Annotated in this window: 24 protein-coding genes; 20 read left to right on the forward strand and 4 right to left on the reverse strand. The window is 68.0% G+C overall.

What is annotated here, in order from left to right:
* Position 1 precedes the first annotated feature (1 nt).
* Together JW792_RS04965 and JW792_RS04970 are read left to right on the forward strand one after the other, a co-directional pair.
* Positions 2-601: a phage tail protein gene (locus JW792_RS04965; protein ID WP_135996824.1), complete on the forward strand. Its 600-nt coding sequence runs from the start codon at positions 2-4 to the stop codon at positions 599-601.
* Positions 602-726: 125 nt separating this feature from the next.
* Complete coding sequence (locus tag JW792_RS04970; protein ID WP_206340904.1) at positions 727-1,632, forward strand: haloalkane dehalogenase; 906 nt, start codon at positions 727-729, stop codon at positions 1,630-1,632.
* Here JW792_RS04970 and JW792_RS04975 read toward each other — a convergent pair.
* Positions 1,629-1,928, reverse strand: a complete 300-nt coding sequence (locus JW792_RS04975) for an antibiotic biosynthesis monooxygenase family protein (RefSeq protein WP_135996820.1) — start codon at positions 1,926-1,928, stop codon at positions 1,629-1,631. The two genes, JW792_RS04970 and JW792_RS04975, sit on opposite strands and share 4 nt — an antisense overlap.
* Before the next feature lie 262 nt (positions 1,929-2,190).
* On the opposite strand from JW792_RS04975, the gene JW792_RS04980 reads away from it, so the two are divergent.
* The 13 genes from JW792_RS04980 to JW792_RS05040 all read left to right on the forward strand — a co-directional run bounded on the left by JW792_RS04980 (position 2,191) and on the right by JW792_RS05040 (position 15,759).
* Entirely contained in the window at positions 2,191-3,345 is a 1,155-nt protein-coding gene (locus tag JW792_RS04980; protein WP_135996818.1) for a DmpA family aminopeptidase, read from the forward strand.
* An 88-nt stretch (positions 3,346-3,433) separates the two neighbouring features.
* Positions 3,434-3,745, forward strand: a complete 312-nt coding sequence (locus JW792_RS04985) for an FtsB family cell division protein (protein ID WP_135996816.1) — start codon at positions 3,434-3,436, stop codon at positions 3,743-3,745.
* A 140-nt stretch (positions 3,746-3,885) separates the two neighbouring features.
* Positions 3,886-4,932, forward strand: coding sequence for a pyruvate dehydrogenase (acetyl-transferring) E1 component subunit alpha (gene pdhA / locus JW792_RS04990; RefSeq protein WP_135996814.1), 1,047 nt, complete (start codon positions 3,886-3,888; stop codon positions 4,930-4,932).
* 7 nt (positions 4,933-4,939) lie between these two features.
* Complete coding sequence (locus JW792_RS04995; protein WP_135996812.1) at positions 4,940-6,373, forward strand: pyruvate dehydrogenase complex E1 component subunit beta; 1,434 nt, start codon at positions 4,940-4,942, stop codon at positions 6,371-6,373.
* A 4-nt stretch (positions 6,374-6,377) separates the two neighbouring features.
* The gene (locus tag JW792_RS05000) at positions 6,378-6,644 is read left to right on the forward strand and encodes a DUF5076 domain-containing protein (protein ID WP_158291635.1); all 267 of its coding nucleotides are present in this window, start codon (positions 6,378-6,380) and stop codon (positions 6,642-6,644) included.
* A gap of 8 nt (positions 6,645-6,652) precedes the next feature.
* Positions 6,653-7,069, forward strand: coding sequence for a hypothetical protein (locus tag JW792_RS05005; RefSeq protein ID WP_135996808.1), 417 nt, complete (start codon positions 6,653-6,655; stop codon positions 7,067-7,069).
* A 14-nt stretch (positions 7,070-7,083) separates the two neighbouring features.
* Positions 7,084-8,508, forward strand: coding sequence for a pyruvate dehydrogenase complex dihydrolipoamide acetyltransferase (locus JW792_RS05010; RefSeq protein WP_135996807.1), 1,425 nt, complete (start codon positions 7,084-7,086; stop codon positions 8,506-8,508).
* A 228-nt stretch (positions 8,509-8,736) separates the two neighbouring features.
* The gene (locus JW792_RS05015) at positions 8,737-9,327 is read left to right on the forward strand and encodes an HD domain-containing protein (protein ID WP_135996805.1); all 591 of its coding nucleotides are present in this window, start codon (positions 8,737-8,739) and stop codon (positions 9,325-9,327) included.
* Positions 9,328-9,524: 197 nt separating this feature from the next.
* Positions 9,525-11,378: a M2 family metallopeptidase gene (locus JW792_RS05020; protein ID WP_135996803.1), complete on the forward strand. Its 1,854-nt coding sequence runs from the start codon at positions 9,525-9,527 to the stop codon at positions 11,376-11,378.
* Positions 11,379-11,504: 126 nt separating this feature from the next.
* Positions 11,505-12,353, forward strand: coding sequence for a tryptophan 2,3-dioxygenase (locus tag JW792_RS05025; protein ID WP_135996801.1), 849 nt, complete (start codon positions 11,505-11,507; stop codon positions 12,351-12,353).
* 14 nt (positions 12,354-12,367) lie between these two features.
* The gene (locus JW792_RS05030) at positions 12,368-12,634 is read left to right on the forward strand and encodes an Lrp/AsnC ligand binding domain-containing protein (RefSeq protein ID WP_135996799.1); all 267 of its coding nucleotides are present in this window, start codon (positions 12,368-12,370) and stop codon (positions 12,632-12,634) included.
* Positions 12,635-14,017 (forward strand): L-serine ammonia-lyase, encoded by a 1,383-nt coding sequence (locus JW792_RS05035; RefSeq protein WP_135996797.1) that lies wholly within the window; start codon positions 12,635-12,637, stop codon positions 14,015-14,017.
* A 773-nt stretch (positions 14,018-14,790) separates the two neighbouring features.
* Positions 14,791-15,759, forward strand: coding sequence for an MBL fold metallo-hydrolase (locus JW792_RS05040; RefSeq protein WP_135996795.1), 969 nt, complete (start codon positions 14,791-14,793; stop codon positions 15,757-15,759).
* A 70-nt stretch (positions 15,760-15,829) separates the two neighbouring features.
* Here JW792_RS05040 and rpsI read toward each other — a convergent pair whose 3' ends face one another.
* A complete protein-coding gene (gene rpsI / locus JW792_RS05045; RefSeq protein ID WP_135996793.1) occupies positions 15,830-16,333 on the reverse strand; it encodes a 30S ribosomal protein S9 in 504 nt (167 codons plus the stop codon).
* 2 nt (positions 16,334-16,335) lie between these two features.
* Complete coding sequence (rplM, locus tag JW792_RS05050; RefSeq protein ID WP_135996791.1) at positions 16,336-16,800, reverse strand: 50S ribosomal protein L13; 465 nt, start codon at positions 16,798-16,800, stop codon at positions 16,336-16,338.
* 229 nt (positions 16,801-17,029) lie between these two features.
* Here rplM and JW792_RS05055 point away from each other — a divergent pair, with 229 nt between their 5' ends.
* The 3 genes from JW792_RS05055 (at position 17,030) to JW792_RS05065 (ending at position 20,497) form a co-directional block, all read left to right on the forward strand.
* A complete protein-coding gene (locus JW792_RS05055; protein WP_135996790.1) occupies positions 17,030-18,451 on the forward strand; it encodes an alkaline phosphatase PhoX in 1,422 nt (473 codons plus the stop codon).
* Positions 18,421-19,419 carry a hypothetical protein gene (locus JW792_RS05060; protein WP_135996788.1) on the forward strand — a complete coding sequence of 333 codons (999 nt, stop codon included), beginning with the start codon at positions 18,421-18,423 and terminating at the stop codon, positions 19,417-19,419. The genes JW792_RS05055 and JW792_RS05060 overlap by 31 nt, the downstream gene beginning before the upstream one ends.
* 205 nt (positions 19,420-19,624) lie before the next feature.
* Complete coding sequence (locus tag JW792_RS05065; RefSeq protein ID WP_135996786.1) at positions 19,625-20,497, forward strand: transglutaminase family protein; 873 nt, start codon at positions 19,625-19,627, stop codon at positions 20,495-20,497.
* On the opposite strand, the gene JW792_RS05070 is transcribed toward JW792_RS05065, so the two are convergent.
* Complete coding sequence (locus JW792_RS05070) at positions 20,494-21,585, reverse strand: COX15/CtaA family protein (RefSeq protein ID WP_135996784.1); 1,092 nt, start codon at positions 21,583-21,585, stop codon at positions 20,494-20,496. The two genes, JW792_RS05065 and JW792_RS05070, sit on opposite strands and share 4 nt — an antisense overlap.
* A gap of 181 nt (positions 21,586-21,766) precedes the next feature.
* Between JW792_RS05070 and JW792_RS05075 the strand changes: the two genes are divergently transcribed.
* Together JW792_RS05075 and JW792_RS05080 are read left to right on the forward strand one after the other, a co-directional pair.
* Positions 21,767-22,945: an acyl-CoA dehydrogenase family protein gene (locus JW792_RS05075; RefSeq protein ID WP_135996782.1), complete on the forward strand. Its 1,179-nt coding sequence runs from the start codon at positions 21,767-21,769 to the stop codon at positions 22,943-22,945.
* A gap of 24 nt (positions 22,946-22,969) precedes the next feature.
* The gene (locus JW792_RS05080) at positions 22,970-24,094 is read left to right on the forward strand and encodes an acyl-CoA dehydrogenase family protein (RefSeq protein WP_135996780.1); all 1,125 of its coding nucleotides are present in this window, start codon (positions 22,970-22,972) and stop codon (positions 24,092-24,094) included.
* The last annotated feature ends 33 nt before the right edge of the window (positions 24,095-24,127 follow it).

Here is a 24,127-nt window from a genome sequence, read left to right on the forward strand (position 1 = left end):
AATGAGAGCCATACTGAATGCGGCCCTTGCGGCCGGATCCATCGCCGCGGCAGCGACCGGCATCGCCCGGGCCGACGCAGATCCCTATATCGGCGAGATCATGATGGTCGGTTTCGACTTCTGTCCCCAAGGCTGGCAAGCCGCGGATGGAAGCACGCTGTCGATCGCAAGCAATACCGCGCTCTTTTCCCTGATCGGCACCCAGTTCGGCGGCAACGGCACCACGACGTTCAACGTACCCGATCTGCGGGGCCGTGTGCCGCTCGGCATTGGCCAGGGGCCGGGCCTGACGCCGCGAACCCAGGGCGAGGCGGGCGGAACGGAGACGGTCACGCTGACCGTGAACCAGCTTCCCGCACACAACCACGTGATGCAGGCCACGTCCTCGCCGCCCGATACCAACCTGCCTGACGGGGCCGCCTTCGGGACTTATCCGGCCGGCCAGGCGATCTACGACGACGGGGGCGGCGCACTGGATCACCAGTTCCGTCCGGACATGCTGTCGGTCACGGGACAGGGCCAGCCCGTTCCGAACATGATGCCGTTCCAGACGATCCGCTACTGCATCGCGCTGGTAGGGATCTTCCCGCCGCGGCCCTAGGAATGCGGCCGCGACGAAAGGAAGGACGCCGTCCGGTTCCGCCGGGCGGCGTCTTTTTTACGCCGGCGGCCTTTACGGACCACCCGCCCCTTGGCCATGCTCCGCGGCAAATGGAGGACCTGCCCGTGACCATCGAAGCCCTGCGCACGCCGGACGAGCGATTCAAGGACCTGCCCGGCTGGAAATACACGCCGCGCTATATCGACGACCTGCCCGGCTACGAGGGTCTCAGGATGGCCGTTCACGACGAGGGGCCGAAGGAGAACGGCGCGCCGGTCTTCCTGTGCCTGCACGGCGAGCCGAGCTGGAGCTATCTCTATCGCAAGATGGCGCCGGTCTTCCTGGCCGCCGGGGCGCGCGTCGTCATGCCCGACCTGTTCGGCTTCGGGCGCTCCGACAAGCCGGTCGAGGACACCGTCTACACGTTTCACTGGCACAGGAATTACCTGAAGGCCCTGTTCGAGCGGCTCGACCTATCCGATGTCTGCCTCGTCTGCCAGGACTGGGGCGGGATGCTCGGGCTCACCCTGCCGATGGACTATCCCGATCGCTTCACCCGGCTCATCGTGATGAATACCGGCATCGGTATCGGCAAGAGCCCGGGGCCGGGCTTCGAGGCCTGGCGCGAGTACGCGCGCACCCATCCCGACATGGATGTCGGCGCGCTGCTGAAGCGGGCGACGCCCGGCATGAGCGACGACGAGGCCAGGGCCTATGCCGCCCCCTTCCCGGATCAGCGCTACAAGGCGGGCGTGCGCCGCTTCCCCGCCATCGTGCCGACCGATCCGGACATGGAGGGCGTGGAGACCGGCAAGCAGGCGCTGAAGTTCTGGAGCCAGGAGTGGAGCGGCGAGAGCTTCATGGCGATCGGCAAGCAGGATCCCGTGCTCGGCCCCGGCGTGATGGAAAGCCTGCGCAGCGTCATCCGCGGCTGCCCGGAGCCGATGATCATCGAGGACGGCGGCCACTTCGTGCAGGAATGGGGCGAGCCCATCGCGAGGGCGGCGCTGAAGCGGTTCGGGATGGGCTAGGTCCGGCCCAGCTCGCCGATCCAGGCCTCGTGCGCCGTCAATCCGTCGCATGCCCGGTCGAGATCGGCATAGGCCTCGCCGAACTCGCGCTTGAACGCGTCGAAGGCGGCCGCGCTTGCCCACCGGTCGATCGTCAGGAACAGTTCCGGATCATCCGGGCTCTGGAATAACCCGGTGCCGAGATAGCCGCCTGCCCTCCCGAAGAGTGCCGCCCACGTCCCGTCCGCACGGTAGGCGGCGATGAAGTCCTCCCGGTTCTCAGCAGGCACCCGATAGGACCAGATCGTGACGTACATGAGCCTGCAGTCCCCGAATCCATCCGACACGCGCGTCCACAGTCTCGATTCACGGTCTTACTCGCGGCCTCGCGCCCGGTAAACCGGCCGGTTCGGCGCCATCGCGCCGTTGCGAGGCCAGCGCCTCCCGTCGGCTCGCGAACCGGGATGCCGGCTTCGGGGGCTGCTCCCGGAAAGCTTCATTCCCCGCTTGCCTCCCGCGCCGGCGCGCGCTCTCCTCCCGGCGAACCGCCGGAGCTGCCGATGCCGATGGAGACCGCCGATGAAAGCCTTCGCCTGCGCGCTGCTTGCTGCGGGAAGCCTCGCCATGGCCGCTGACGCGCAGGAGCGCGTGCGCGCCCGCGACATAGGGCTGGCACCGGGCATTCTCGAGCCGGGCCCGCTCAACGCCATCACCGACGTGGCGGGCGTGCGGGTCGGCCATGTCACGCTAATCGAGGAACCGACGGTCCGCACCGGGGTGACGGCAATCCTGCCCCATGGCGGCGATCTCTTCGCCGACAAGGTCCCGGCCGGCGTCGTGGTCGGCAACGGCTACGGCAAGATGATGGGCATCAGCCAGATCGAGGAACTCGGCGAGATAGAGACCCCGATCCTCTTGACCAACACGCTCGCCGTGCCGCGCGCCGCGGACGCGATTCTCGACTGGACGCTGTCGCGGCCCGGGAACGCCGGCATCGGCTCGGTCAACATGGTGGTCGGGGAAACCAATGATGGCGGGCTCAACGACATCCGCGCCCGCGTCGTCACGCCCGCCCACGGGCTCGAAGCGATCGAGAGCGCATCCACGGGCCCGGTCGGGGAAGGCGCGGTCGGGGCCGGGGCGGGCACGATCGCCTTCGGCTGGAAGGGCGGTATCGGCACCAGTTCGCGCGCCCTGCCCGAAAGCCTCGGCGGCTACACGCTCGGAGTCCTCGTCCAGAGCAATTTCGGCGGCGTGCTGGTGATGGACGGGCTGCCGGTCGGCGAGCGTCTCGGGCATTTCTACCTGTCCGACCACGTCGCCGACGACCGCGCCGACGGTTCGATCATGATCGTGGTGGCGACCGACGCCCCTCTCTCGGACCGCAATCTCACCCGCCTCGCCCGGCGCGCGCTCGCCGGCCTCGCGCGGACCGGGGCCTCGATGACCAACGGGTCGGGCGACTATGTCATCGCGTTTTCCACCGCCGAGGCCGTGCGGCGCACGCCCGAGCGCCGCTCGGCGCAAGCGGAGGTCACGGAGCTGGCGAATTCGGCGATGAGCCCGCTCTTCCAGGCGGTCATCGAGGCGACGGAGGAAGCGATCCTGAACTCGCTGCTGATGGCGCAGACGGCGAGCTATCGCCGCCCCGACGGCAGCCTGCGCACCGTGGAGGCCCTGCCGGTCGATCGGGTGCGGGCGATGGTGGCCGAACGTGATTCGCAAAGCCCATAGCGAGTCGGTCTAACGCTTCCTTTACGCTGTCGCGCTAAGGTCCCCGCACGATCCGCAGAAAAGGCGGACGGTGGATGGGGTAAGTTGGATGAAGCTGAAGCGCTTCGCTCCGACCGTTTTTATCGCCGGCGCGATTGCCTATCTCGGCTATCACGCGCTGGAAGGCGATTCCGGTCTCTACAGCTACTGGGTCACGCTCTCGCGCATCGCGGAGACCGAGAGCGAGCTCGATCTTGCCCGCGCCGAGCGCATCGCGCTGGAGGACAAGGTCGCGCGCCTGTCGCCGGAAAGCGGCGAGCTCGATCTCGACTATGTCGAGGAACGCGCCCGCGAAGTGCTGAACTTCGCCCATCCCGACGAGATCATCGTGCGCATCGAGCCCCAGCGGGCCCGCTACTGACGCGCCCGGCCGCCGCGCCCGGCCGGCTGCGTTAATTCGCAAGCGCAGCAAACCATTCCCGCTTTACCTGCGTTAGCCTTCCCTGCTAAGTCCGACGCGACAACAGACAGGGAGCGCGGCGTTTCGTTCGCGTGCGAAATATGGCCAGCAAGGGCTCGTCCTCCTCGAATTCCTCCTCCAGGTCCTCAAGCTCGAAGAAATCCGGCACCAGGACGCAGCTGCCCGTCGGCAAGGACGAGATGCTGTCCTGGTACCGCGACATGCTGCTCATCCGCCGCTTCGAGGAGAAGGCCGGCCAGCTATACGGCATGGGCCTCATCGCCGGCTTCTGCCACCTCTATATCGGCCAGGAGGCCGTGGTCGTCGGGGTGCAGGGCGCGCTCGAAGAGGGCGACCAGGTCATCACCGGCTATCGCGACCATGGCCACATGCTCGCGACGGGCATGGACCCCAATGGCGTGATGGCCGAGCTGACGGGCCGCGCAGGCGGCTACTCGAAGGGCAAGGGCGGCTCCATGCACATGTTCAGCCGGGAGAAGAACTTCTTCGGCGGACACGGCATCGTCGGCGCGCAGGTCTCGATCGGCACCGGCCTGGCACTGGCCAACAAGTACAAGGAAAACGGCAAGGTCTGCGCGACCTATTTCGGCGACGGCGCGGCCAACCAGGGCCAGGTCTACGAGAGCTTCAACATGGCCAAGCTCTGGGATCTGCCGGTGGTCTACATCATCGAGAACAACCAGTACGCCATGGGCACCAGCGTGAAGCGGGCCTCGGCCGAGACCCATCTCTACAAGCGCGGCGTCTCCTTCAACATCCCCGGCGAGGAAGTCGACGGGATGGACGTGATCGCCGTCAACAAGGCGGCGGAAAAGGCGATCGAGCACGCGCGATCCGGCAAGGGGCCGTACATCCTGGAGATGAAGACCTACCGCTATCGCGGCCACTCCATGTCGGACCCGGCGAAGTACCGCTCGCGCGAGGAGGTCGACGACATCCGCTCCCAGTCCGACCCGATCGAGGGCGCGAAGAAGAAGATCCTCGAGGCCGGCTATGCCGACGAGGAGGCGCTGAAGAAGATGGACAAGGAGATCAAGGAGATCGTCTCCGAGTCCGCCGATTTCGCGCGCGAGAGCCCCGAGCCCGATCCGTCCGAGCTCTATACCGAAGTTCTGGTCGAAGGCTGATTTCAAGATGCCCATCGAAGTTCTCATGCCCGCCCTGTCCCCCACGATGGAGGAGGGCACGCTCGCCAAGTGGAACGTGAAACCCGGCGACGAGGTGAAATCGGGCGACGTGATCGCCGAGATCGAGACCGACAAGGCCACGATGGAAGTCGAGGCCGTCGAGGAAGGCACGGTCGGCAAGCTCCTCGTGGAGGAGGGCACCGAAGGGGTGAAGGTCAACGAGGTGATCGCCCTCCTGCTCGAGGAGGACGAGGACGAGAGCGCGCTCGAGGACTACGCGCCCGGCGAGGACAAGCCGGAGGCGAAGTCCGGTGCGTCCTCCGAAGAAGCGGGCGAGGAGGAGGCCGAGGCCGAGGAGAAGCCTTCCTCCGGCAAGGGCGAACCCGGGCAAATCGAGAAGATCGTCCATGCCCGCCCCGGCGCTTCCGATCCGGAGATCCCCGAAGGAACCGCGATGAAGGAAACCGCCGTGCGCGACGCGCTGCGCGACGCCATGGCCGAGGAGATGCGCCGCGACGAGACGGTCTTCGTCATGGGCGAGGAAGTCGCCGAATACCAGGGCGCCTACAAGGTCACGCGCGGCCTGCTGGACGAGTTCGGGCCCAGGCGCGTCATCGACACCCCGATCACCGAGCACGGCTTTGCCGGCGTCGGCGTCGGGGCGGCCTTCGGCAAGCTGAAGCCGGTCGTGGAGTTCATGACCTTCAACTTCGCCATGCAGGCCATCGACCAGATCATCAACTCGGCGGCGAAGACCCTCTACATGTCCGGCGGCCAGATGGGCTGCCCGATCGTGTTCCGCGGCCCCAACGGGGCGGCGAGCCGGGTCGGCGCCCAGCACAGCCAGGACTATTCGGCCTGGTACGCGAACGTGCCGGGCCTCAAGGTCGTCGCGCCCTGGGACGCCGCCGACGCCAAGGGCCTTCTGAAGGCCGCGATCCGCGATCCCAACCCGGTCATCTTCCTCGAACATGAACTCATGTACGGGGAAAGCTTCGACGTGCCGGACATGGAGGACTGGGTCCTGCCGATCGGCAAGGCGAAGGTGCGCCGCGAAGGCTCCGACCTCACCATCACCGCGCACTCGCGCATGGTCGGCTTCGCCCTGAAGGCGGCGGAGCAGCTGTCCGAGGAGCACGGCATCGAGGCGGAGGTCATAGACCTCAGAACGCTGCGCCCGCTGGATACGCAGACGATCATCGAGTCGGTGAGGAAGACCAATCGCATCGTCTGCGCCGAAGAGGGCTGGGGCCGCTGCGGCATCGGCGCGGAGATCGCCGCGGTCGTCACCGCGGAAGCCTTCGACTATCTCGACGCCCCGCCGGCGCGCGTGCACCAGGCCGACGTGCCCCTGCCCTATGCGGCGAACCTCGAGAAGCTCTCGCTTCCCGGCGTCGAGGACATCGTCGCGGCGGCGAAGGCCGTCTGCTACGTGGAGTAACGCCATGGCGCAGGATTTCGGCACCCCGCCCTTCTTCGTCGCCTTCCGCTCGGAAGACGGCGAGATCACCGTGCACATCGACACCGAGGTGATCGAGAGCGCGAGCCACGCCGGAATCCTGCTCGCCGACTTCTCCAAGCACATGGCGATCGCGCTCGCCCAGACCGGCAAGGCCTCGAGCCCGGACGCGGCGATGGACGAGATGCTCGACCTGTTCGAGGCCGAGCTGAACAACCCGACCGACACGCCTCGCGGCGGGATCGCGAACTGAGGGTGATGATGAGCGAAGCCGACGTCATCGAGCAGCTGGTGGAATACATGAACGTCCTGATGATGGGCGTGTCGGTGTTCTTCACCATCGTCTCGGCCTATGTCGTCGCGCTCTACGCCTTCCTGGCGCGGGCGGGCTTCTTCCTGAAGCTCTTCGCCTTCGCCTTCTTCACGGCCGCGGTCGGCTTCCTGATCGTCTTCTTCCTCGGCGCGCAGACCCAGCACGAGGGCCTGTTGCAGACCCTCTACCTGATCGAGCAGACCCACGGCCTGTCCCCGGCCGGCCAGGCGGCCCTCGCCAATTCGGCAGGCGGGATCGACGCGCGCATCGAGACGGTGATGTGGGCGGTCGGGCTCGGCTTCTACATCGCCGCCTTCTTCCTCACCTTCTTCCCGCGCCTGACCCTGCGCGCCACGACCGACTGACCGGAGCTTTCCAGATGCCCATCGAAGTCCTGATGCCCGCCCTGTCGCCCACCATGGAGGAGGGCACGCTGTCGAGCTGGAACGTGAAGGAAGGCGACGAAGTCAAGTCCGGCGACGTCATCGCCGAGATCGAGACCGACAAGGCCACGATGGAGGTCGAGGCGGTCGACGAGGGCCGCGTCGGCAAGCTCCTCGTGAAGGAGGGCACCGAAGGGGTGAAGGTCAACCAGGTCATCGCCCTGCTGCTGGAAGAGGGCGAGGACGAGAGCGCGCTGAAGGACTGGACCCCGGGCGACGACAAGCCGGAAGCCAAGGCGCCGGACGGGGACGGCGCGAAGAAATCCGGGAAGGCCGAGAAGGCCGAGAAGGAAACGTCGGCGAAGCAGGTATCCGGGAACGAGGAGCAGGCCCGGCCCCAGTCCGGCTATGGCCGCGGCAAGCCCGCCGATCGCCCCGGCGTGCGCGAGGGCGCGTCCGATACCAAGGCCCCGCCAGCCCCGAAGAAGGACGGCGAACGCGTCAAGGCGAGCCCGCTGGCGCGCCGTCTCGCCGCGGAGGCCGATATCGACCTGACCGAGCTGGAAGGCTCCGGGCCGCACGGGCGCATCGTCAAGGCGGACGTGGAAAAGGCCAGGGAAGAGGGCGTGGGCAAGCCGGCCAAGGAAGAGAAGAAGGCGGCCGAGAAGCCGGCCGAGAAGCGCGAGGAGATCAGCGAGGACGAACCGCTGAAGGCCTACGGCATTGCGGCCGAGCGCTACGAGATCGTCAAGGCGGACGGTATCCAGAAGGTCTCCGCCAAGCGCCTGACCGAGAGCTTCCGCGACGTGCCGCACTTCCCGCTCACCGTGGACATCGAGATCGACGCGCTGCTGGCCTTCCGCAAGAAGATCAACGAGCGCGCGCCCGAGGGCGTGAAGGTCTCGGTCAACGACATCCTCATCAAGGCCAGCGGCGTCGCGCTGAAACAGCAGCCGGACGCCAATGCGAGCTGGATCAATGACGGGCGCGTCGCAAAGCACAAGCACGCCGACGTCTCGGTCGCCGTGGCGATCGAGGGCGGGCTGATCACGCCGGTGATCAAGGACGCCGACCGCAAGGGCCTCGTCGAGATCTCGAAGGAGATGAAGGACCTCGCCGAGCGCGCCCGCAACCGCAAGCTGAAGCCTGAGGAATACCAGGGCGGCACGTTCTCGCTGTCGAACCTGGGCATGTTCGGCATCAAGTCCTTCGCCTCGATCCTGAACCCGCCCCAGGGCATGATCCTCTCGGTCGGCACCGGCGAGGAGCGCCCCGTGGTCAAGGATGGCGCGCTCGCCAAGGCGACGGTGATGACCGTCACGCTGACCTGCGACCATCGCGTGGTGGACGGGGCGACCGGCGCGAAATGGCTCCAGCTCTTCAAGAGCCTGATCGAAGATCCGGTGACGATGCTGATGTAGGGAAAGGCCGTCATCCCCCTTCGAGGCTCGGCCTTCGGCCGGGCGCCTCAGGGCGAGGGAGGGAGGAGCGGCATAGACGCTCGTTCCTTGGCCTTTCGACCCCACCTACACCCCCTCACGCTGAGGTGCTCGCCGTCGGGCGAGCCTCGAAGCACGCACCGCCCTCCACCGCGTCTTGCCTCGCCTCCACCCTTCGGGTCACACTCCTCCCCAAAGGGAGGACCCACCATGCCCGACGACCCGCACAAGCGCGCGACCTTCCGCGCCATGACCGAAGGCACGGCCGAGGACTGGTCCATCATCGCCGGCGAGTTCATGCCCTTCGCGGCCCAGCTGCCCGACCGGGTTATGGCCCACCTGAAACTGCTCGAGGGCGATTGCGGCGGGTTTCCGATCGACCGGCTGGAGCATTCGCTTCAGACCGCGACGCGCGCCCATCGCGACGGGCGCGACGAGGAATACGTGGTGATGGCGCTGCTGCACGATATCGGCGACACGCTCGGCAGCTACAATCACCCCGACATCGCCGCGGCGATTCTGAAACCCTTCGTGTCGGAGCAAAACCACTGGATCGTCGCCCAGCACGGCATCTTCCAGGGCTATTACTTCTTCCATCATCTCGGGCTCGACCGCGACATGCGCGAGCAATTCCGCGGCCACCCCCATTTCGAGGCCTGCGCCGCGTTCTGCGAGAAGTACGACCAGTCCGCCTTCGATCCCGACTACGACAGCGCGCCGCTCGACTTCTTCGAACCGATGATCCGGCGCGTGATGGCCGCGCCGAAACGCTCGGTCTATGCCGGCGTGAGGGGCGAGTAACCCGCTCTCTCCCCGCCGGCCTTCCTTCGTCCTCGCGCCATGCGGGGGCAATGGCGCGGCTTCTCGGACCGTGCGCGGCTGGGGTTGACACAGCGGTGGGGCGCCCTGCCCCGCATTGACCTCGGCTCGCGAAAGGTCTTCTCTTCCGCGCGATCAGAACAGGCGCAGCTCATGCGCACGAAGCAGGGGAATACACGATGAAACAGATCTGGCTTTGCGGCGCCGCGATCGCCGCGCTCGGCCTGGCCGCCTGCGAGCAGCCGGCGGGCAATGGCGAGACTCCCGGCGATGGCGCCATGGCGAACGGGGCCGCGCCTGCGGGCGAGCCGACCGTCGAGGACGCGCGCGCCTTCCTGGAGAATGCCGAGGCCGAGCTGGCGCGCATGTCGGAATATGCCGGCCGGGTCTACTGGGTGCAGAACACCTACATCAATTACGACACCAACTGGCTGGCAAGCCGGGTCGGCTCGGAAAGCACGCAGCTCTCGGTGCGCCTGGCCGGCGAGGCGGCGCGCTTCGAGGGGCTCGACCTGCCCACGGAAATGAGCCGCAAGATCGATATCCTGCGCCAGGGCATCACCATCCCCGCACCCGCCGACGCGCTCATCGCCGACGAGCTGGCCGAGATCACGACGCGGCTGGATTCCACTTACGCCACCGGCACCTACGTGATCGACGGCGAGGAACTCGATCTCGGGGAGCTCTCCACCATCATCGAGACGAGCCGCGATCCGGAGGAACTGCGCGAGGCCTGGGAGGGCTGGCGCACGGTGTCTCCGGTGATGGCGCCGGACTATGCGCGCATGGTCGAGATCGCCAATGCGGGCGCGAACGAGCTCGGCTTCGCCAATCTCGCCGAGATGTGGCTGTCGAACTACGACATGCCGCCGAGCGAGATGGAGGCCGAGGTCGAGCGCCTGTGGGGCCAGGTCGAGCCGCTCTACGAGCAGCTGCACTGCTATGTGCGCGCCGAGCTGCACGAGCATTACGGCGACGAGGTCCAGCCCGCCACCGGCCCGATCCGCGCCGATCTCCTGGGCAATATGTGGGCCCAGCAATGGTCCAACATCTATCCCCTCGTGGCGCCGGAAGGCGATGCCGATCCGGGCTACGACCTCACCGCGATCCTGAACGAGCGCGGCTACGATGCGCGCCAGATGGTCGAGGTCGGCGAGGACTTCTTCTCCTCGATGGGCTTCAGCCCGCTTCCCGAGACCTTCTGGGAGCGCTCGCTGATCACCCAGCCGGAAGACCGCGACGTGGTCTGTCACGCCTCGGCCTGGAACATCGACAATGTCGACGACGTGCGCATCAAGATGTGCACCGAGGTCAATGCCGAGGACTTCCAGACCGTCCATCACGAGCTGGGGCACAATTACTATCAGCGCGCCTACAACCAGCAGGACTTCCTGTTCCGCAACGGTGCCCATGACGGCTTCCACGAGGCGATCGGGGACTTCATCGCCCTGTCGATCACGCCGGAATACCTGCGGGAGATCGGGCTGATCGACGAGGTGCCCTCCGCGGACGCCGATCTCGGGCTGCTCCTGAACCAGTCGCTCGACAAGATCGCCTTCCTGCCCTTCGGCCTCCTGATCGACAAGTGGCGCTGGGGCGTGTTCCGCGGCGAGATCGCCCCGGAAAACTACAACGAGGCCTGGTGGGACCTGCGCACCCAATACCAGGGCATCGTGCCGCCGGGCGAGCGCCCGGCCGACGCCTTCGATCCGGGCGCGAAGTATCACATCCCGGGCAACACGCCGTACCTGCGCTATTTCCTGTCCTTCATCCTGCAGTTCCAGTTCCACGAGGCGGCCTGCGAGATGATCGGCTGGGAGGGCCCGCTGCACCGCTGCTCGGTCTACGGCAACGAGGAGGTCGGGGCGCGCTTCAACGCCATGATGGAGATGGGCCAGTCCCAGCCCTGGCCGGACGCGCTGGAGGCCTTCACCGGCACGCGGCAAATGGATGGCTCGGCGATCATCGCCTATTTCGAGCCGCTCATGGGCTATCTCGAAGAGCAGAACGAAGGGCGCACCTGCGGCTGGTAGGCCAGAGGACGCTCTGACGGCGACGGGCGGTCCGCAGGCGTGCGGGCCGCCCTTTTCGCACCGGCGAGAGCGCTTGCTCCGTCCCGGCTGCGGCGATAGACCCGCAGGCATGCAGGAGACGACCCCATGAGCGAGCGCTTCAGGACCTCGGTCGACATCGAGGGCGAGGACATCCACTGGTCGCCGGAAGGCGGCATGTCCTACGGCGCCTATCTCAAGCTCGACCGGATTCTCTCCGCGCAGGCCCCGCTGTCGGACGAGCATGACGAACTCATGTTCATCGTCATCCACCAGGCCAGCGAGCTGTGGCTGAAGCTGTGCCTGCACGAGCTGGATGCCGCGATCGCGTGCGTGCGCGAGGACCAGGTGCGGCCGGCAATGAAGATGCTGGCGCGCATCGCGCGGGTGCAGGAGAACCTCTCCCAGTCCTGGTCGATCCTTGCGACCATGACCCCGGCCGACTATCTGAAGTTCAGGGACAGGCTGGGCCAGAGCTCCGGCTTCCAGTCCTTCCAGTACCGCGCCATGGAATACCGGCTCGGCAACAAGAACCCGGCCTTCGCGAAGGTCTTCAAGGGCGAGCCGGAGGCCGAGCGCATCGTGCTCGGCGCGCTGCGATCCCCGAGCCTTTATGACGAGACGCTGCGCCTGGCCGCGCGGATGGGGCTCGATGTGCCCGCCGGCAAGCTCGAGCGCGACTGGAGCGAACCCTACGAGGCGAGCGAGGCGGTCGAGGCGATGTGGCGCGAGGTCTATCTCGACACCAGGACCTGGTGGGAGCTCTACGAGTTCGCCGAGAAGCTTGTCGATCTCGAACAGAAGTTCCAGCAATGGCGCTTCAACCACATGAAGACGGTCGAGCGCATCATCGGATTCCGGCGCGGCACGGGCGGCTCGGGCGGGGTGAGCTATCTCGTCAAGGCACTGGACATACGCCTCTTTCCGGAACTGTGGACCGTCAGAACCAAGCTTTGAGAGGACCCGCCCAGGTGCGAAACTTCTTCATCTTCATCAAGTGCGAGCTCGGCAAGACCTACGAGGTCGCCTCCCATCTCGTCGATCTCGTCGAGGAGACCCGCCAGGTCCACTCCGTCTCGGGCACCTATGACCTGCTCGCCCAGTTCGCGGTGGAGAAGGAGGCCGATATCGGCCGCTTCGTGACCACGAAGATCCAGACCATCCCGGGCATCAAGGACACCCAGACGATCATCTGTTTCAATGCCTTCACCTCCGACAAGGGGCTCGGCGAGGCCTAGATGCATTTCGGCGTTTTCGACCTGTTCAAGATCGGCGTCGGCCCGTCGAGCTCGCACACCGTGGGCCCGATGAAGGCCGCGCGCCTGTTCCTCGAGCGCATCGAGGCCGAGGGCCGGCTCGGCGAGGTCGCGCGCGTCGAGGTGGAGGCCTATGGATCGCTCGCGCTGACCGGTCCGGGCCATGCCACCGACAAGGCGATGCTGTGGGGCCTGGAAGGCGTCGCGCCGGACGAGGCCGATCCCGACGCCATGCCGGCGATGATCGCGCGCATCGAATCGGAGAAGACCCTGAAGCTGCTTGGCGGGCGCGAGATCGCCTTTGATCCGAAGCGCGATCTGCGCCTGAAGGGCGAGACGCGCCTGCCCTTCCATTCGAATGCCATGAAATTCAAGGCGTTCGACCCCGAAGGCGATCCGGTGCGCGAAGAGATCTGGTATTCAATCGGCGGCGGCTTCGTCATCGACGAGGCCGAGGCCGGGCGCAATTCGGCCGCCGAGGCGCTGAAGGGCGAGCCTTACCCGTTCGACAGCTGCAACGAGCTGCTCGACATCTGCGACCGCGAGGGGCTGTCCATCCCCGAGGTGATGATGGCCAACGAGACCGCGTTTCGCTCCGAGGAGGACGTGCGCGGACAGATCGCCTCGGTCTTCCAGGCGATGGAGGACTGCATCGAGCGCGGCACCCGCATCGAGGGCGAGCTGCCCGGCGGGCTGAGGGTCAAGCGCCGCGCGCCGGGCATGCGCAAGCGCCTGATGGCCGACGCCGCGCGCGCCGAGAGCGATCCGCTCGCGGCCATGGAGTGGGTCAATCTCTGGGCCATGGCGGTCAACGAGGAGAACGCGGCCGGCGGCAAGGTCGTTACCGCGCCCACCAATGGCGCGGCCGGCATCATCCCCGCCGTCGCGCGCTATTTCGACCGCCATTACCGGCGCACCGAGGACCCGGACGCGCTGGTGCGCTTCTTCCTGACCGCGGCGGCGATCGGGGCCCTCTACAAGAAGAATGCCTCGATCTCGGGCGCCGAGGCCGGCTGCCAGGGCGAGGTCGGCGTCGCCTGCTCGATGGCCGCCGGAGGCCTTGCCGCCGCGCTCGGCGGCTCGAACCGGCAGATCGAGAACGCGGCCGAGATCGGCATGGAGCACAATCTGGGGCTGACCTGCGACCCCGTCGGGGGCCTCGTCCAGATCCCCTGCATCGAGCGCAACGCCATCGGCGCGATCAAGGCGATCAACGCGGCGCGCCTGGCCATGGTCGGCTCGGCCGAATACAAGGTGCGCCTCGACCAGGTGATCGCGACCATGCACCAGACCGGGCTCGACATGGCCGACAAGTACAAGGAAACGAGCACGGGCGGCCTCGCGGTCAACGTGCCGATGTGCTGACCGGCGTCAGAGTCGACTCCAAGCCGAAACGGCCGGTTCGACTCCTGCTACGACTATGACGCTCCTCCTTCGGCGCGAGTTTTCGGCGTCGGAAAACCCACGGGTGAGAAAGAGCGGCAGGCAGTATAAGCCCGGCCCTGGGAGCGGGGAGAACTTCACCCGATCGTGAGACGGCGCGCGGCCGGCATCGGCTAGGCTCTCCAACGAAGGAGACCGCCCATGCTCGCTGCCCTCGCCGCGTTCCTCGCCCTTGCGTCCGCCCCGGCACCGGGGCTCGTGGAGACGGCGCTCGCGCGCCAGGGCGGGCCGGAGGTCTACGAGGCGGCGGGCGGGGTGACGCTGGAGATGGCGGGGCAGTACGACCTGTCCACGCGCCACCAGGGCCGCACGCACGATCCCGACATCACGCCGATCCGCGAAATCCTCGCGATCGATACGGCGGGCCATCGCGTCGGCTACGAGCTCGACTGGCACAACTATGCCGCCTCGCGCCAGCACTTGCGCGAAATCCATCCCGACGGGGGTCCGGTGCTCCATGCCGACCTGCGCAACGCATTCGCCGGCTGGGGCGGGCGCCCGGGGAGGTCGACACCGCGCAGCGCCTGCGCCGGCTCGATCCGCGCTTCCTGCTCGCCGAGGCCGCCCGGCGCGGCACGCGGCCGGATCCGCAGGACGCGAACGCGGTCCGGTTCACCGGCGCCGACGGGGAAGAGCTCCGCCTCCTCTTCGATCCCGAGACCGGCTTCCTCGCCGCCGCCGAGCACACCTTCACGATGCCCGCCGAGGGCGACGTGGTCATGCGCTGGGCCTGGAGCGGCTACCGGGCCGAGGCGAGCGGGGCCGTGCCCGAACGCCTTACGGTCACGCTCAACGGCCGTATGCTGAAGGACGCCGCGCTGAGCTGGCGCGCCGGGGCCGACCCGGCCCTGTTCGAGGCGCCGGAGGGGATGGAGTTCCCCGCCCCGCCCGGGCAGAGCGCGGGCGATCCGGCCGGCTTCATCCCCTATGGCGAGCGGCCGGCGCGCGTGGAGACGATCGCGCCCGGCGTTCATCTGGTGCGCAATCTGCGCCCCGGCTTTCACGTCCCCTTCGTGGAGTTCGACAGCTTCGTCGTGGCCATCGACGCGCCGACGCTCTGGAACGAGATGCACTACCTGCCCCCCGTTTCCGGCTCGCCGGGCGACGACGTGCATGCGCTGGGGGAGAAGCTGCTGCGCGCGATAGAAGCGACCGCGCCGGGCAAGCCGGTGCGCCATCTCGTGCTCACCCATCACCACAGCGACCATATCGGCGGGGCGCGCGCGCTGATCGAGGCCGGGGCCGACATCCTCGCCGGCCGTCCGGCCGCCGAGGCGGCGCGCACGATCATCGAGGCGCCCTACACGCGCGAGCCCTACCCGCTGACGCGCACGCCGCAGATCGAGATCGTCGATGCCCCGCACACGATCGAGGAAGGCGACATGGAGCTCCGGCTCATCCCCCTGCCCCCGGGCAATCCCAAGGCGGACGGGTTCCTCGTGGTCTACCTGCCGCGCCAGCGCCTCATCTACGCGACGGCCTTCCTCTATCCGGTGCCCGAATCCGTCTTTCCGCTGGTGGAGTCCGTCCCGCTCTCGGCCTGGTTCGTGGACTGGCTCGACGGCTCCGGGCTCGCCGTCGACGAGGTCTGGAACCTGCACGGCACGGGCCGGGTGGAGGACTGGCAGCTGGAGTATTTCCGGGAGCCGGGGGCAGCTGATTGAGCCAAAAAAGAAAACGGGCGGCTCCAGCCGGAGCCGCCCGTTTCGCAGGCATGGATGGCAGAAAGCCGGATCAGCGCTTGGAGAACTGGAAGCTGCGGCGGGCTTTCTTCTTGCCGTACTTCTTGCGCTCCACGACGCGCGAGTCGCGGGTCATGAATCCGGCCGCCTTCAGCGGGCCGCGCAGTTCCGGCTCGTAGTAGGTGAGCGCCTTGGAGATCCCGTGACGCACCGCGCCGGCCTGGCCGGACAGGCCGCCGCCGGTCACCGTGGCGACGACGTCGTACTGGTCGACGCGGCCGGCGGTCTCGAACGGCTGCTGCAGCAGCATGCGCAGCACCGGACGGGCGAAGAACTTCTCCTGGTCGCGGCCGTTGACCGTGATCTTGCCGTTGCCCGGCTTGATCCAGACGCGGGCGACCGCGTTCTTGCGCTTGCCGGTCGCGTAGGCGCGGCCATGCTCGTCGATCTTCGGCTCGGGAAGGGCTTCTTCCTCGGCCTCGGAGGAGACGACCGGGGCTTCCGCCTGCTTCAGCGCGGATTTCAGGTCTTCGAGAGAGCGAGCTTGTTCAGCCATGTCTAGCTCCGCGCATTCTTGGTGTTGAGGGACTTGAAGTCGATGACTTCGGGCTGCTGCGCCTCGTGGGGGTGTTCCCCGCCTGCATAGACGCGCAGCTTGCCGAGCTGGGCGCGCGCGAGCGGGCTTTCCTTCGGCATCATGCGCTCGACGGCCTTTTCAAGGACGCGCTCGGGGAACCGGCCTTCGAGCACCTTGCGCGGAGAGGTCTCCTTGATCCCGCCCGGGTGACCGGTATGGCGGTAATAGCGCTTGTCCTCGTACTTGTTGCCGGTGAACACCACCTTGTCGGCATTGATGATCACGACGTGATCGCCGGTGTCGACATGCGGGGTGAAGTCGGGACGGTGCTTGCCGCGCAGGCGGGTCGCCACGAAAGCCGCGAGACGGCCCACGACGGCGCCTTCAGCGTCGATCACAACCCACTTGTGCTCGACTTCTGCGGGCTTTGCGGAGAAAGTCTTCATCGCTCAAGCCTTTGGTAAAAGCGTCAACGGCGCCGGAGCCCTTCCCCGGCGCTTGTCGGCGCGGCTTGTACGCAAGCGCGTGCGCATGGTCAATAGGCGTGCGAAGAAATTCATTGAAAACAGGGTCTTGTTTGCACGGTATTATGTTACCGGTTTTTTCGGCGAACGACGGTACCCTTTCGGGGAGCGAGCCTCTAGATAGGGAAGGACGCCCGATCCGGAGGTATGCATGAGCCTGTCGCGCCGGTCCTTCCTCACGCGCGCCGCAGCGACCACGAGCGCGTTCGCCGTCCTGCCGCTCCTCTCCGGGTGCGGGCGCGCGGAGACGGGCGCGTACCTGAACGAGGTGGAGGGCTACGGGCCGCTGCGCCGCGATTCGCGCGGACTGGTCGACCTGCCGCGCGGCTTTTCCTACGAGGTGCTGTCGCAGACCGGGGATTCCATGAGTGACGGCCTGCTCGTGCCCGGCGATCCGGACGGCATGGCGGCCTTCGCGGGACGCGACGGGCTCATCCGCCTGGTGCGCAATCACGAACTGATGCCGGACGAGCCGGCGAAATCGGCCTTCGGCGAGAATGGCGAGCGCTTCGCGCGCGTCGATGCGAGCCGGGTGTTCGATTTCACCGCCGACGGCCAGCCCCATCCGGGCGGGACGACGACGCTGATCATCAACCCCGACCGCCTGCGCGTGGAGCGCCAGTTCCTGTCGCTGGCGGGCACGGCGAACAACTGCGCCGGCGGGCCGACGCCCTGGGGCAGCTGGATCAGCTGCGAGGAGACGCTGCTGCAGGCCGGCGAGCTGGCGCGCTACGATCACGGCTATCCCTTCGAGGTGCGCGCCGATGCCGACGGGCTGGTCGATCCGGTGCCGCTGCGCGGGCTCGGCCGCTTCCGCCACGAGGCCGCCGCCGTCGATCCGGCGACCGGCATCGTCTACCAGACCGAGGACGACGAGCCGGGCCTGTTCTACCGCTTCATCCCCGATCATCCCGGCGAGCTGTGGCGCGGCGGACGCCTGCAGGCGCTCGCGATCCGCGGCCGGCCGGGCGCCGATCTGAGGAACTGGCCGGAGAGCGCGAACCCGGTCGGCGTGGGCAGCCGGCTGGAGGTGCACTGGGTCGACCTGGAAGACATACACAACCCGGACGGCGATCTCGCCGCGCGCGGCATCGCGGCGGGCGCGGCACGATTCACCCGCGGCGAAGGCCTGTGGTTCGGCGAGAGCGAACTCTATTTCTGCTGCACCGACGGCGGACCGGCGCGCCTCGGACAGATCTGGCGCTACCGGCCGAGCCGCTTCGAGGGCTATGCCCAGGAGCGCAGCGAGGCCGGCCTCCTGGAGCTGTTTGTGGAAAGCACGGATGCGCGCCGGCTCGATAAATGCGACAACATCACCATCGCGCCCTGGGGCGATCTCATCGTCGTGGAGGACGGGGAGAGCGACCAGTTCATCCGCGGCGTGACCCCGCAGGGGCATATCTACACGATCGGCCGGAACGCGCAGAGCGACGCGGACGGCGAATACAGCGAGATTACCGGACCATGCTTCTCACCGGACGGAACCACCCTCTTCTTCAACGTGCAGAAGGCGCCCGGGCGCACCTTCGCGGTCCGCGGACCGTGGCCGCAGCGCTCGCTGGCCTCGGCCTGACGCTTTCCGCCTGCGGCGAGGCGCCCTCGCCCGACGCGGCCCAGGACGGCACGGCCGCCGAGCGCGCGGTGGAGACGGTCATCGTCACCTCCGCCTTCGCGCCGGGACGCACGGTGGACGATCTCACCTTCCTGCCCGATGCGCAGACGCCGTGGCAGGGCCTCATCGCGGCCTCGATCGCCGATGGCGGCTACGACATATACGATCTCGACGGCCAGCTGCTGGTGGCCGCCTCCGGGCCGCGCCTGCGCGCGGTGACGGCGGCGCCGGCCTTCCCGCTGCGCGGCACCGACTTCCCGCTCCTGTTCGGCATCGACAGCGAGGGCGAGGTGCGCGCCCAGGCCCTGCTGCGCGAGGAGGGCGAACTCATCGAGATCGCCATCGGCCGCGCCTCGCTCTCGGGCGAGGCGGCGGGCCTGTGCCGCTACGATATCGGCATCGGCTATATCGACATCGCGGTGCTGGGCGAGGACGCAACGGCCGAGGTGTGGCGGGTGCAGGACATGGGCGGGGACGTGCTCGACGTCAGCGTCCAGCGCGAGATCGCCCTGCCCTTCCCCGCACGCGACTGCGCCAGAGCCGGCACGGGCCTCGTGATCGCCGGACCGACCGGCGGGCTCGCCCGCATCGACGAGGCCGGCCGCGCCGTCGCCGAGGCGCCGGGCACGATGGCCGAAGTGGTCTATGGCGAGCTGCTGGGCCGCGCCGTGGCGATCGCCCCGGTCGAGGACCGGGTGTTCGTGTACGACGCCAACACGCTGGAGCCCATCACCGAGATCGATTTCGAGGGCGGACTGAACGCGCCCTCGATCGAGCGCCCCGATGCGCTCGACCTCACCGACGCCAACTATGGCGGGGTCCCCTTCCACACCGGCATGCTGGCGGTGTTCGACGCCGCCGACGGACGCATCAAGCTGGTCGGGCGCGAGGTGATCACGCGCGCCGTGGTGACGCCGCCCGAACTCTAGCCCCGCCCGGTGCAGGGACGCCGCCGGCAACGGGCCGTGACGGCCCGGGTGTGCCCCGGCGGCGCCCGCTTCGGCTGAAAGGCAGGACCATGAAGGCGCAGCTCGACCGGCATGACGACGCGAGGCGGATCCGCCCGCCCCTGACGGAGGCGGGCCTCGTCCCGGAAGGCGGCTTTTCGGCGCGCGGCGCGCGCGGAGCGGCTCCTTGACCCGGCTGACCGTTCGCCACCGCACGACCTATCGCTATCGCGCCCCCACGGCGTTCGGCCCGCACCGGCTGATGCTGCGGCCGAAGGAGAGCCGCACGCTGCGCCTGCACGCGCACGATCTGACGATCTCGCCCGCGGCCACGGTGAACTGGGCGCACGACGTCACCGGCAACGCGGTGGCGACGGCGAGCTTCGCCGAGCCGGCGGACACGCTCGTGATCGACAGCGCCGCCACGCTGACCCTCGATGTCGAGAAGTGGCCGGTCTTCGATATCGCGGCTTCGGCCGCCACATACCCGTTCCTGCTGAGCGAGGACGAGATGGCCGATCTGGGCGCGCTGCGCCTTCAGGCCTATCTGGATTCCACGGGACGCCTGCGCGAGTGGGCGCAGGGCTTCGTCGCCGGCCCGCGCACCGACACGCTGTCGCTGCTGAAGGACATCAGCGACGGCGTCGCCGCGCAGATCGCCTACGAGGAGCGCGAGGACGAGGCGGCGCAGACCCCGGTCGAGACGCTGGCGCGCGGGCGGGGCTCATGCCGCGATTTCGCGGTGCTGTTCGTCGATGCGGTGCGCAGCCTGGGCTTCGGCGCGCGGATCGTGTCGGGCTATCTCTACGATCCCGACCTGGACGCGATCGGCTCGGCCGGTGCCGGATCCACCCATGCCTGGGCGGAAGTCTATGTCCCCGGCGCCGGCTGGATCATGTTCGACCCGACCAATCGCAGCGTGGGCGGATTCAACCTCATCCCGGTCGCCGTCGCGCGCCACATCCGCCAGGTGATGCCGATCTCGGGCAGCTTCCTCGGCGATCCGGCCGCGTTCGAGGCGATGGAGGTCTCGGTCAGCGTCGCCCCCGCGCCGGCCTAGGAGCGGGGCCCGCGTGCGGCGCCTTCCGCGCGCGACAGCGTCCAGGCCGCCGTGCCCGCCACCGCGAACAGCGCGATCGCCCCGCCCTGGTGGATCAGGGACAGCCAGAGCGGGGCGGCGTTGACGAGCGTCACGATGCCGACCAGGACCTGCGCCAGCAGGACGGCGGGCAGGATGAGCGCGAAGCGGGTCACCACGCCCCCGCCCTGGCGCCAGAAGCGCCAGGCGAGGAAGAGCCCGAACCCGGTCAGCAGGTAGGCGAACCAGCGGTGCTGCAGCTGCACGGCCGGCCGGCTCTCGAAGATCGCCTGCCAGAAGGGCAGTCCGCCGAGGTAATCGTCCGGGACGAGCTGTCCGTGGAAGAACGGCCAGCTGGTGTAGATGCGTCCGGCATCCAGGCCGGCGACGAAGGCGCCGAGCGCGATCTGGACGAGCACGCCGGCCCAGAACAGGGCGGCGAGCGGGAACAGGCCGGAACGCAGGGCGAGCTTCGCCGCGCCGTATCGAAGATCGAGCGCGGTCCACAGCGCCAGGCCCAGGATCAGGAAGGCCATGGTCAGGTGGGTGGCCAGCCGGTACTGGCTGACATCGAGCCGGTCGGCCAGCCCCGACGACACCATCCACCAGCCGATCGCGCCCTGCAGCCCGCCGAGGCCGAACAGGAGCCACAGGCGCGGGCGCAGGCGCTTCGGCGCGATGCCGCGCCACAGGAAGAAGGCGAAGGGCAGCGCATAGACGAGCCCCAGCGTCCGGCCGAGCTGGCGATGGCCCCATTCCCACCAGTAGATGAACTGGAACTCGGCCATGCTCATGCCGCGGTTCTGTTCCCGGTATTCCGGGATCTGGCGGTATTTCTCCAGCTCCGCCTCCCAGGCCTCCTCGCTCATCGGCGGGATCGCGCCGGTCACCGGGCGCCATTCGGTGATCGAGAGGCCGGAATCGGTCAGCCGCGTCGCCCCGCCCACGAGGATCATCGCCACCACGAAGGCGGCCACGATCACGAGCCACCAGAACATCGCACGGCTCGTTTCGGGCTCGGTGAAGGGCTCGGGCAGGCGCGCGGACGCGGTATCGGTCAGGGCGGACATCGCTCTCTCCGGAACGGGGTTTGGGCGCTAGATACCGGCGCGGGCGCGAAGGGCAAGCCTTGCGCGCGCTTTCGCCGCGGCCGGGACTGCGCATTTCGCGCGGAAAATCTCGCGCGGGGGGCTGGCGCGGCGCCCACGCGCGCCCTACCCTTGACGTAAACGTCAACGGGAGGAGAGACCCATGTCCCTCGAGGAATTCCGCGCCGAGACGCGCGCCTGGCTGGAGGCCAACTGCCCGAAATCGATGCGCTCGCCGATCAAGAGCGAGGCCGATATCTGCTGGGGCGGGCGCAACTGGGAGTTCAAGAGCGAGGACCAGCGCCTGTGGCTGGAACGCATGGCCGAGAAGGGCTGGACGGTACCGACCTGGCCGAAGGAATACGGCGGGGCGGGCCTGTCCAAGGAAGAGGCCTTCGTGCTGAAGGAGGAGATGCGCCGCATCAATGCGCGCTCGCCGCTGGACAGCTTCGGCATCTGGATGCTCGGCCCGGCGCTCCTGAAATTCGGCACGCACGAGCAGAAGCTCGAACACCTGCCCCCGATCGCGCGCGGCGAGATCCGCTGGTGCCAGGGCTATTCCGAGCCGGGCGCGGGCTCCGACCTCGCCTCGCTCAGAACCAAGGGCGTGCTCGCCGGCGATCATTACGTCGTCAACGGCCAGAAGGTCTGGACGAGCTATGCCGACAAGTCGGACTGGATCTTCGCCCTGGTGCGCACCGAGCCGGAGGCGCCCAAGCACGAGGGCATTTCCTTCCTGCTGATCGACATGGACCAGCCCGGCGTGACGACGAAGCCGATCAAGCTGATCTCGGGCAAGTCGCCCTTCTGCGAGACCTTCTTCGACGATGCCAGGGCGCTGGTGAAGAACCGGCTCGGCAAGGCTGGCGAAGGCTGGACGATCGCGAAATACCTGCTGAGCCACGAGCGCGCGAGCATCGTCTCGGAAGCCGGATTCGGCGGGCTCAATCCGGTCACCGCCGCCCAGACCGCCGGCGAGGTCGACGAGAAGGGCCGCATCGCGGACCCGATCCTGCGCGGCAAGGTCGCCGAGCTCACCATCGACGGGCTCGCCTTCGAGGCCACCATGCGCCGGGTGAAGGAGGAGGCCGACCATGGCGAGGGCGTCGGCGCGCGCGCCTCGGCGCTGAAATATCTCGGCACCGAGATCAACAAGCGCCGCCACGAGCTCAACATGAGCGCGCTCGGATCGGACGGCCTCCTGTGGGAGGGCGACCGCGAGGAGGACGGCGAGGTCGCGAGGAACTGGCTGCGCGCCCGCGCCAACTCGATCGAGGGCGGCACGAGCGAGATCCAGCTCAACATCGTGGCCAAGCGCGTGCTCGAGCTTCCCGGCGGCTAAACCTATACTTCAAGGAATTGTACGATGAGCTTCATTCTCAACGAAGAAGAGCAGATGCTGCGCGACAGCGCGAAGGCCTTCCTGGCGCAATCCGCCCCGGTCTCCGCATTGCGCAAGCTGCGCGACGAGTCCGATCCGGTCGGCTTCTCCAAACAGCTCTGGGCCTCGATGGCAGAGATGGGCTGGACCGGCATCCTCGTCGAGGAGGATCATGGCGGTGTAGACATGGGCTATGCCGCGGCGGGTCTCCTGCTGCAGGAGATGGGCCGCACGCTGACCGCCTCCCCCTTCCTGGCGACCTCGGTCCTGGCCGCGAGCGCGCTGAAGCTCGCCGGCACCGATGCGCAGAAGGCCGCCTGGCTGCCGAAGATCGCGGCGGGCGAGACCGTCATCGCCTTCGCGGTCGACGAGCGCGCGCGGCACAATCCCGACCATGTCGAGACGCGCGCCACGAAGGACGGCAACGGCTTCCGCCTCAACGGCAAGAAGCGCTTCGTCTCCTGCGGCATGGGCGCGGATGCGGTGATCGTCGCGGCGCGTACCGAGGACGACCGGATCAATCTCTTCCTCGTGGACACCGGCGCGAAGGGCGTGGAGCGCACGCCGCGGCGCACGGTGGACAGCCACGTGCCGGCCGATTTCGCGTTCGACGACGTGAAGCTCGACGGCGACGCCCTGCTCGCCGGGGCCGAGGACAGCGAGACGGCCTATCGCCACGTGCTCGATGCCGGGCGGGCGTGCCTGGCGGCGGAAAGCCTCGGCGTCGCCGAGGAGGCCTTCGACCGCACCATCGATTACATCAAGGAGCGCGAGCAGTTCGGCCAGCCGATCGGCTCCTTCCAGGGCCTGCAGCACCGCGCCGCCCATCTCTATTCGGAGATGGAGCTGGCCCGCACGCTCGTGCTCAAGGCGCTGCGCGTGCTCGACGAGACGCCCTCCCAGGCTCCGCTCTGGTGCGCGGCGGCCAAGGCGAAGGCCACGGCCGTCTCGCGCCTTGCCGGCTCGGAAGGCATCCAGATGTATGGCGGGGTCGGCATGACCGACGAGTACGATATCGGCCTCTATTACAAGCGCGCCCAGGCGGCCGGGGAATTCCTCGGCGACGACAGCTGGGCGGCCGGCCAGGTCGCCAAGCTCGCCGGGTATTGAGGCGAAGGGCGAGACAGAAGCGGAGGGTTGAGT

It is taken from the genome of Marinicauda algicola (assembly GCF_017161425.1).
Lineage (GTDB): Bacteria > Pseudomonadota > Alphaproteobacteria > Caulobacterales > Maricaulaceae > Marinicauda > Marinicauda algicola.

What these genes read in the sequence shown, in the direction of transcription:
- JW792_RS04975 (WP_135996820.1), bottom strand. Translation starts at nt 1,928, where the DNA reads ATGTACGTCACGATCTGGTCCTATCGGGTGCCTGCTGAGAACCGGGAG.
- JW792_RS05025 (WP_135996801.1), top strand. Translation starts at nt 11,505, where the DNA reads ATGAGCGAGCGCTTCAGGACCTCGGTCGACATCGAGGGCGAGGACATC.
- rpsI (WP_135996793.1), bottom strand. Translation starts at nt 16,333, where the DNA reads ATGGCTGAACAAGCTCGCTCTCTCGAAGACCTGAAATCCGCGCTGAAG.
- JW792_RS04985 (WP_135996816.1), top strand. Translation starts at nt 3,434, where the DNA reads ATGAAGCTGAAGCGCTTCGCTCCGACCGTTTTTATCGCCGGCGCGATT.
- JW792_RS05035 (WP_135996797.1), top strand. Translation starts at nt 12,635, where the DNA reads ATGCATTTCGGCGTTTTCGACCTGTTCAAGATCGGCGTCGGCCCGTCG.
- JW792_RS05020 (WP_135996803.1), top strand. Translation starts at nt 9,525, where the DNA reads ATGAAACAGATCTGGCTTTGCGGCGCCGCGATCGCCGCGCTCGGCCTG.
- rplM (WP_135996791.1), bottom strand. Translation starts at nt 16,800, where the DNA reads ATGAAGACTTTCTCCGCAAAGCCCGCAGAAGTCGAGCACAAGTGGGTT.
- JW792_RS04980 (WP_135996818.1), top strand. Translation starts at nt 2,191, where the DNA reads ATGAAAGCCTTCGCCTGCGCGCTGCTTGCTGCGGGAAGCCTCGCCATG.
- JW792_RS05055 (WP_135996790.1), top strand. Translation starts at nt 17,030, where the DNA reads ATGAGCCTGTCGCGCCGGTCCTTCCTCACGCGCGCCGCAGCGACCACG.
- JW792_RS05070 (WP_135996784.1), bottom strand. Translation starts at nt 21,585, where the DNA reads ATGTCCGCCCTGACCGATACCGCGTCCGCGCGCCTGCCCGAGCCCTTC.
- JW792_RS05015 (WP_135996805.1), top strand. Translation starts at nt 8,737, where the DNA reads ATGCCCGACGACCCGCACAAGCGCGCGACCTTCCGCGCCATGACCGAA.
- JW792_RS05000 (WP_158291635.1), top strand. Translation starts at nt 6,378, where the DNA reads ATGGCGCAGGATTTCGGCACCCCGCCCTTCTTCGTCGCCTTCCGCTCG.
- JW792_RS05010 (WP_135996807.1), top strand. Translation starts at nt 7,084, where the DNA reads ATGCCCATCGAAGTCCTGATGCCCGCCCTGTCGCCCACCATGGAGGAG.
- JW792_RS05005 (WP_135996808.1), top strand. Translation starts at nt 6,653, where the DNA reads ATGAGCGAAGCCGACGTCATCGAGCAGCTGGTGGAATACATGAACGTC.
- pdhA (WP_135996814.1), top strand. Translation starts at nt 3,886, where the DNA reads ATGGCCAGCAAGGGCTCGTCCTCCTCGAATTCCTCCTCCAGGTCCTCA.
- JW792_RS05075 (WP_135996782.1), top strand. Translation starts at nt 21,767, where the DNA reads ATGTCCCTCGAGGAATTCCGCGCCGAGACGCGCGCCTGGCTGGAGGCC.
- JW792_RS05040 (WP_135996795.1), top strand. Translation starts at nt 14,791, where the DNA reads ATGCCCGCCGAGGGCGACGTGGTCATGCGCTGGGCCTGGAGCGGCTAC.
- JW792_RS04995 (WP_135996812.1), top strand. Translation starts at nt 4,940, where the DNA reads ATGCCCATCGAAGTTCTCATGCCCGCCCTGTCCCCCACGATGGAGGAG.
- JW792_RS04965 (WP_135996824.1), top strand. Translation starts at nt 2, where the DNA reads ATGAGAGCCATACTGAATGCGGCCCTTGCGGCCGGATCCATCGCCGCG.
- JW792_RS05080 (WP_135996780.1), top strand. Translation starts at nt 22,970, where the DNA reads ATGAGCTTCATTCTCAACGAAGAAGAGCAGATGCTGCGCGACAGCGCG.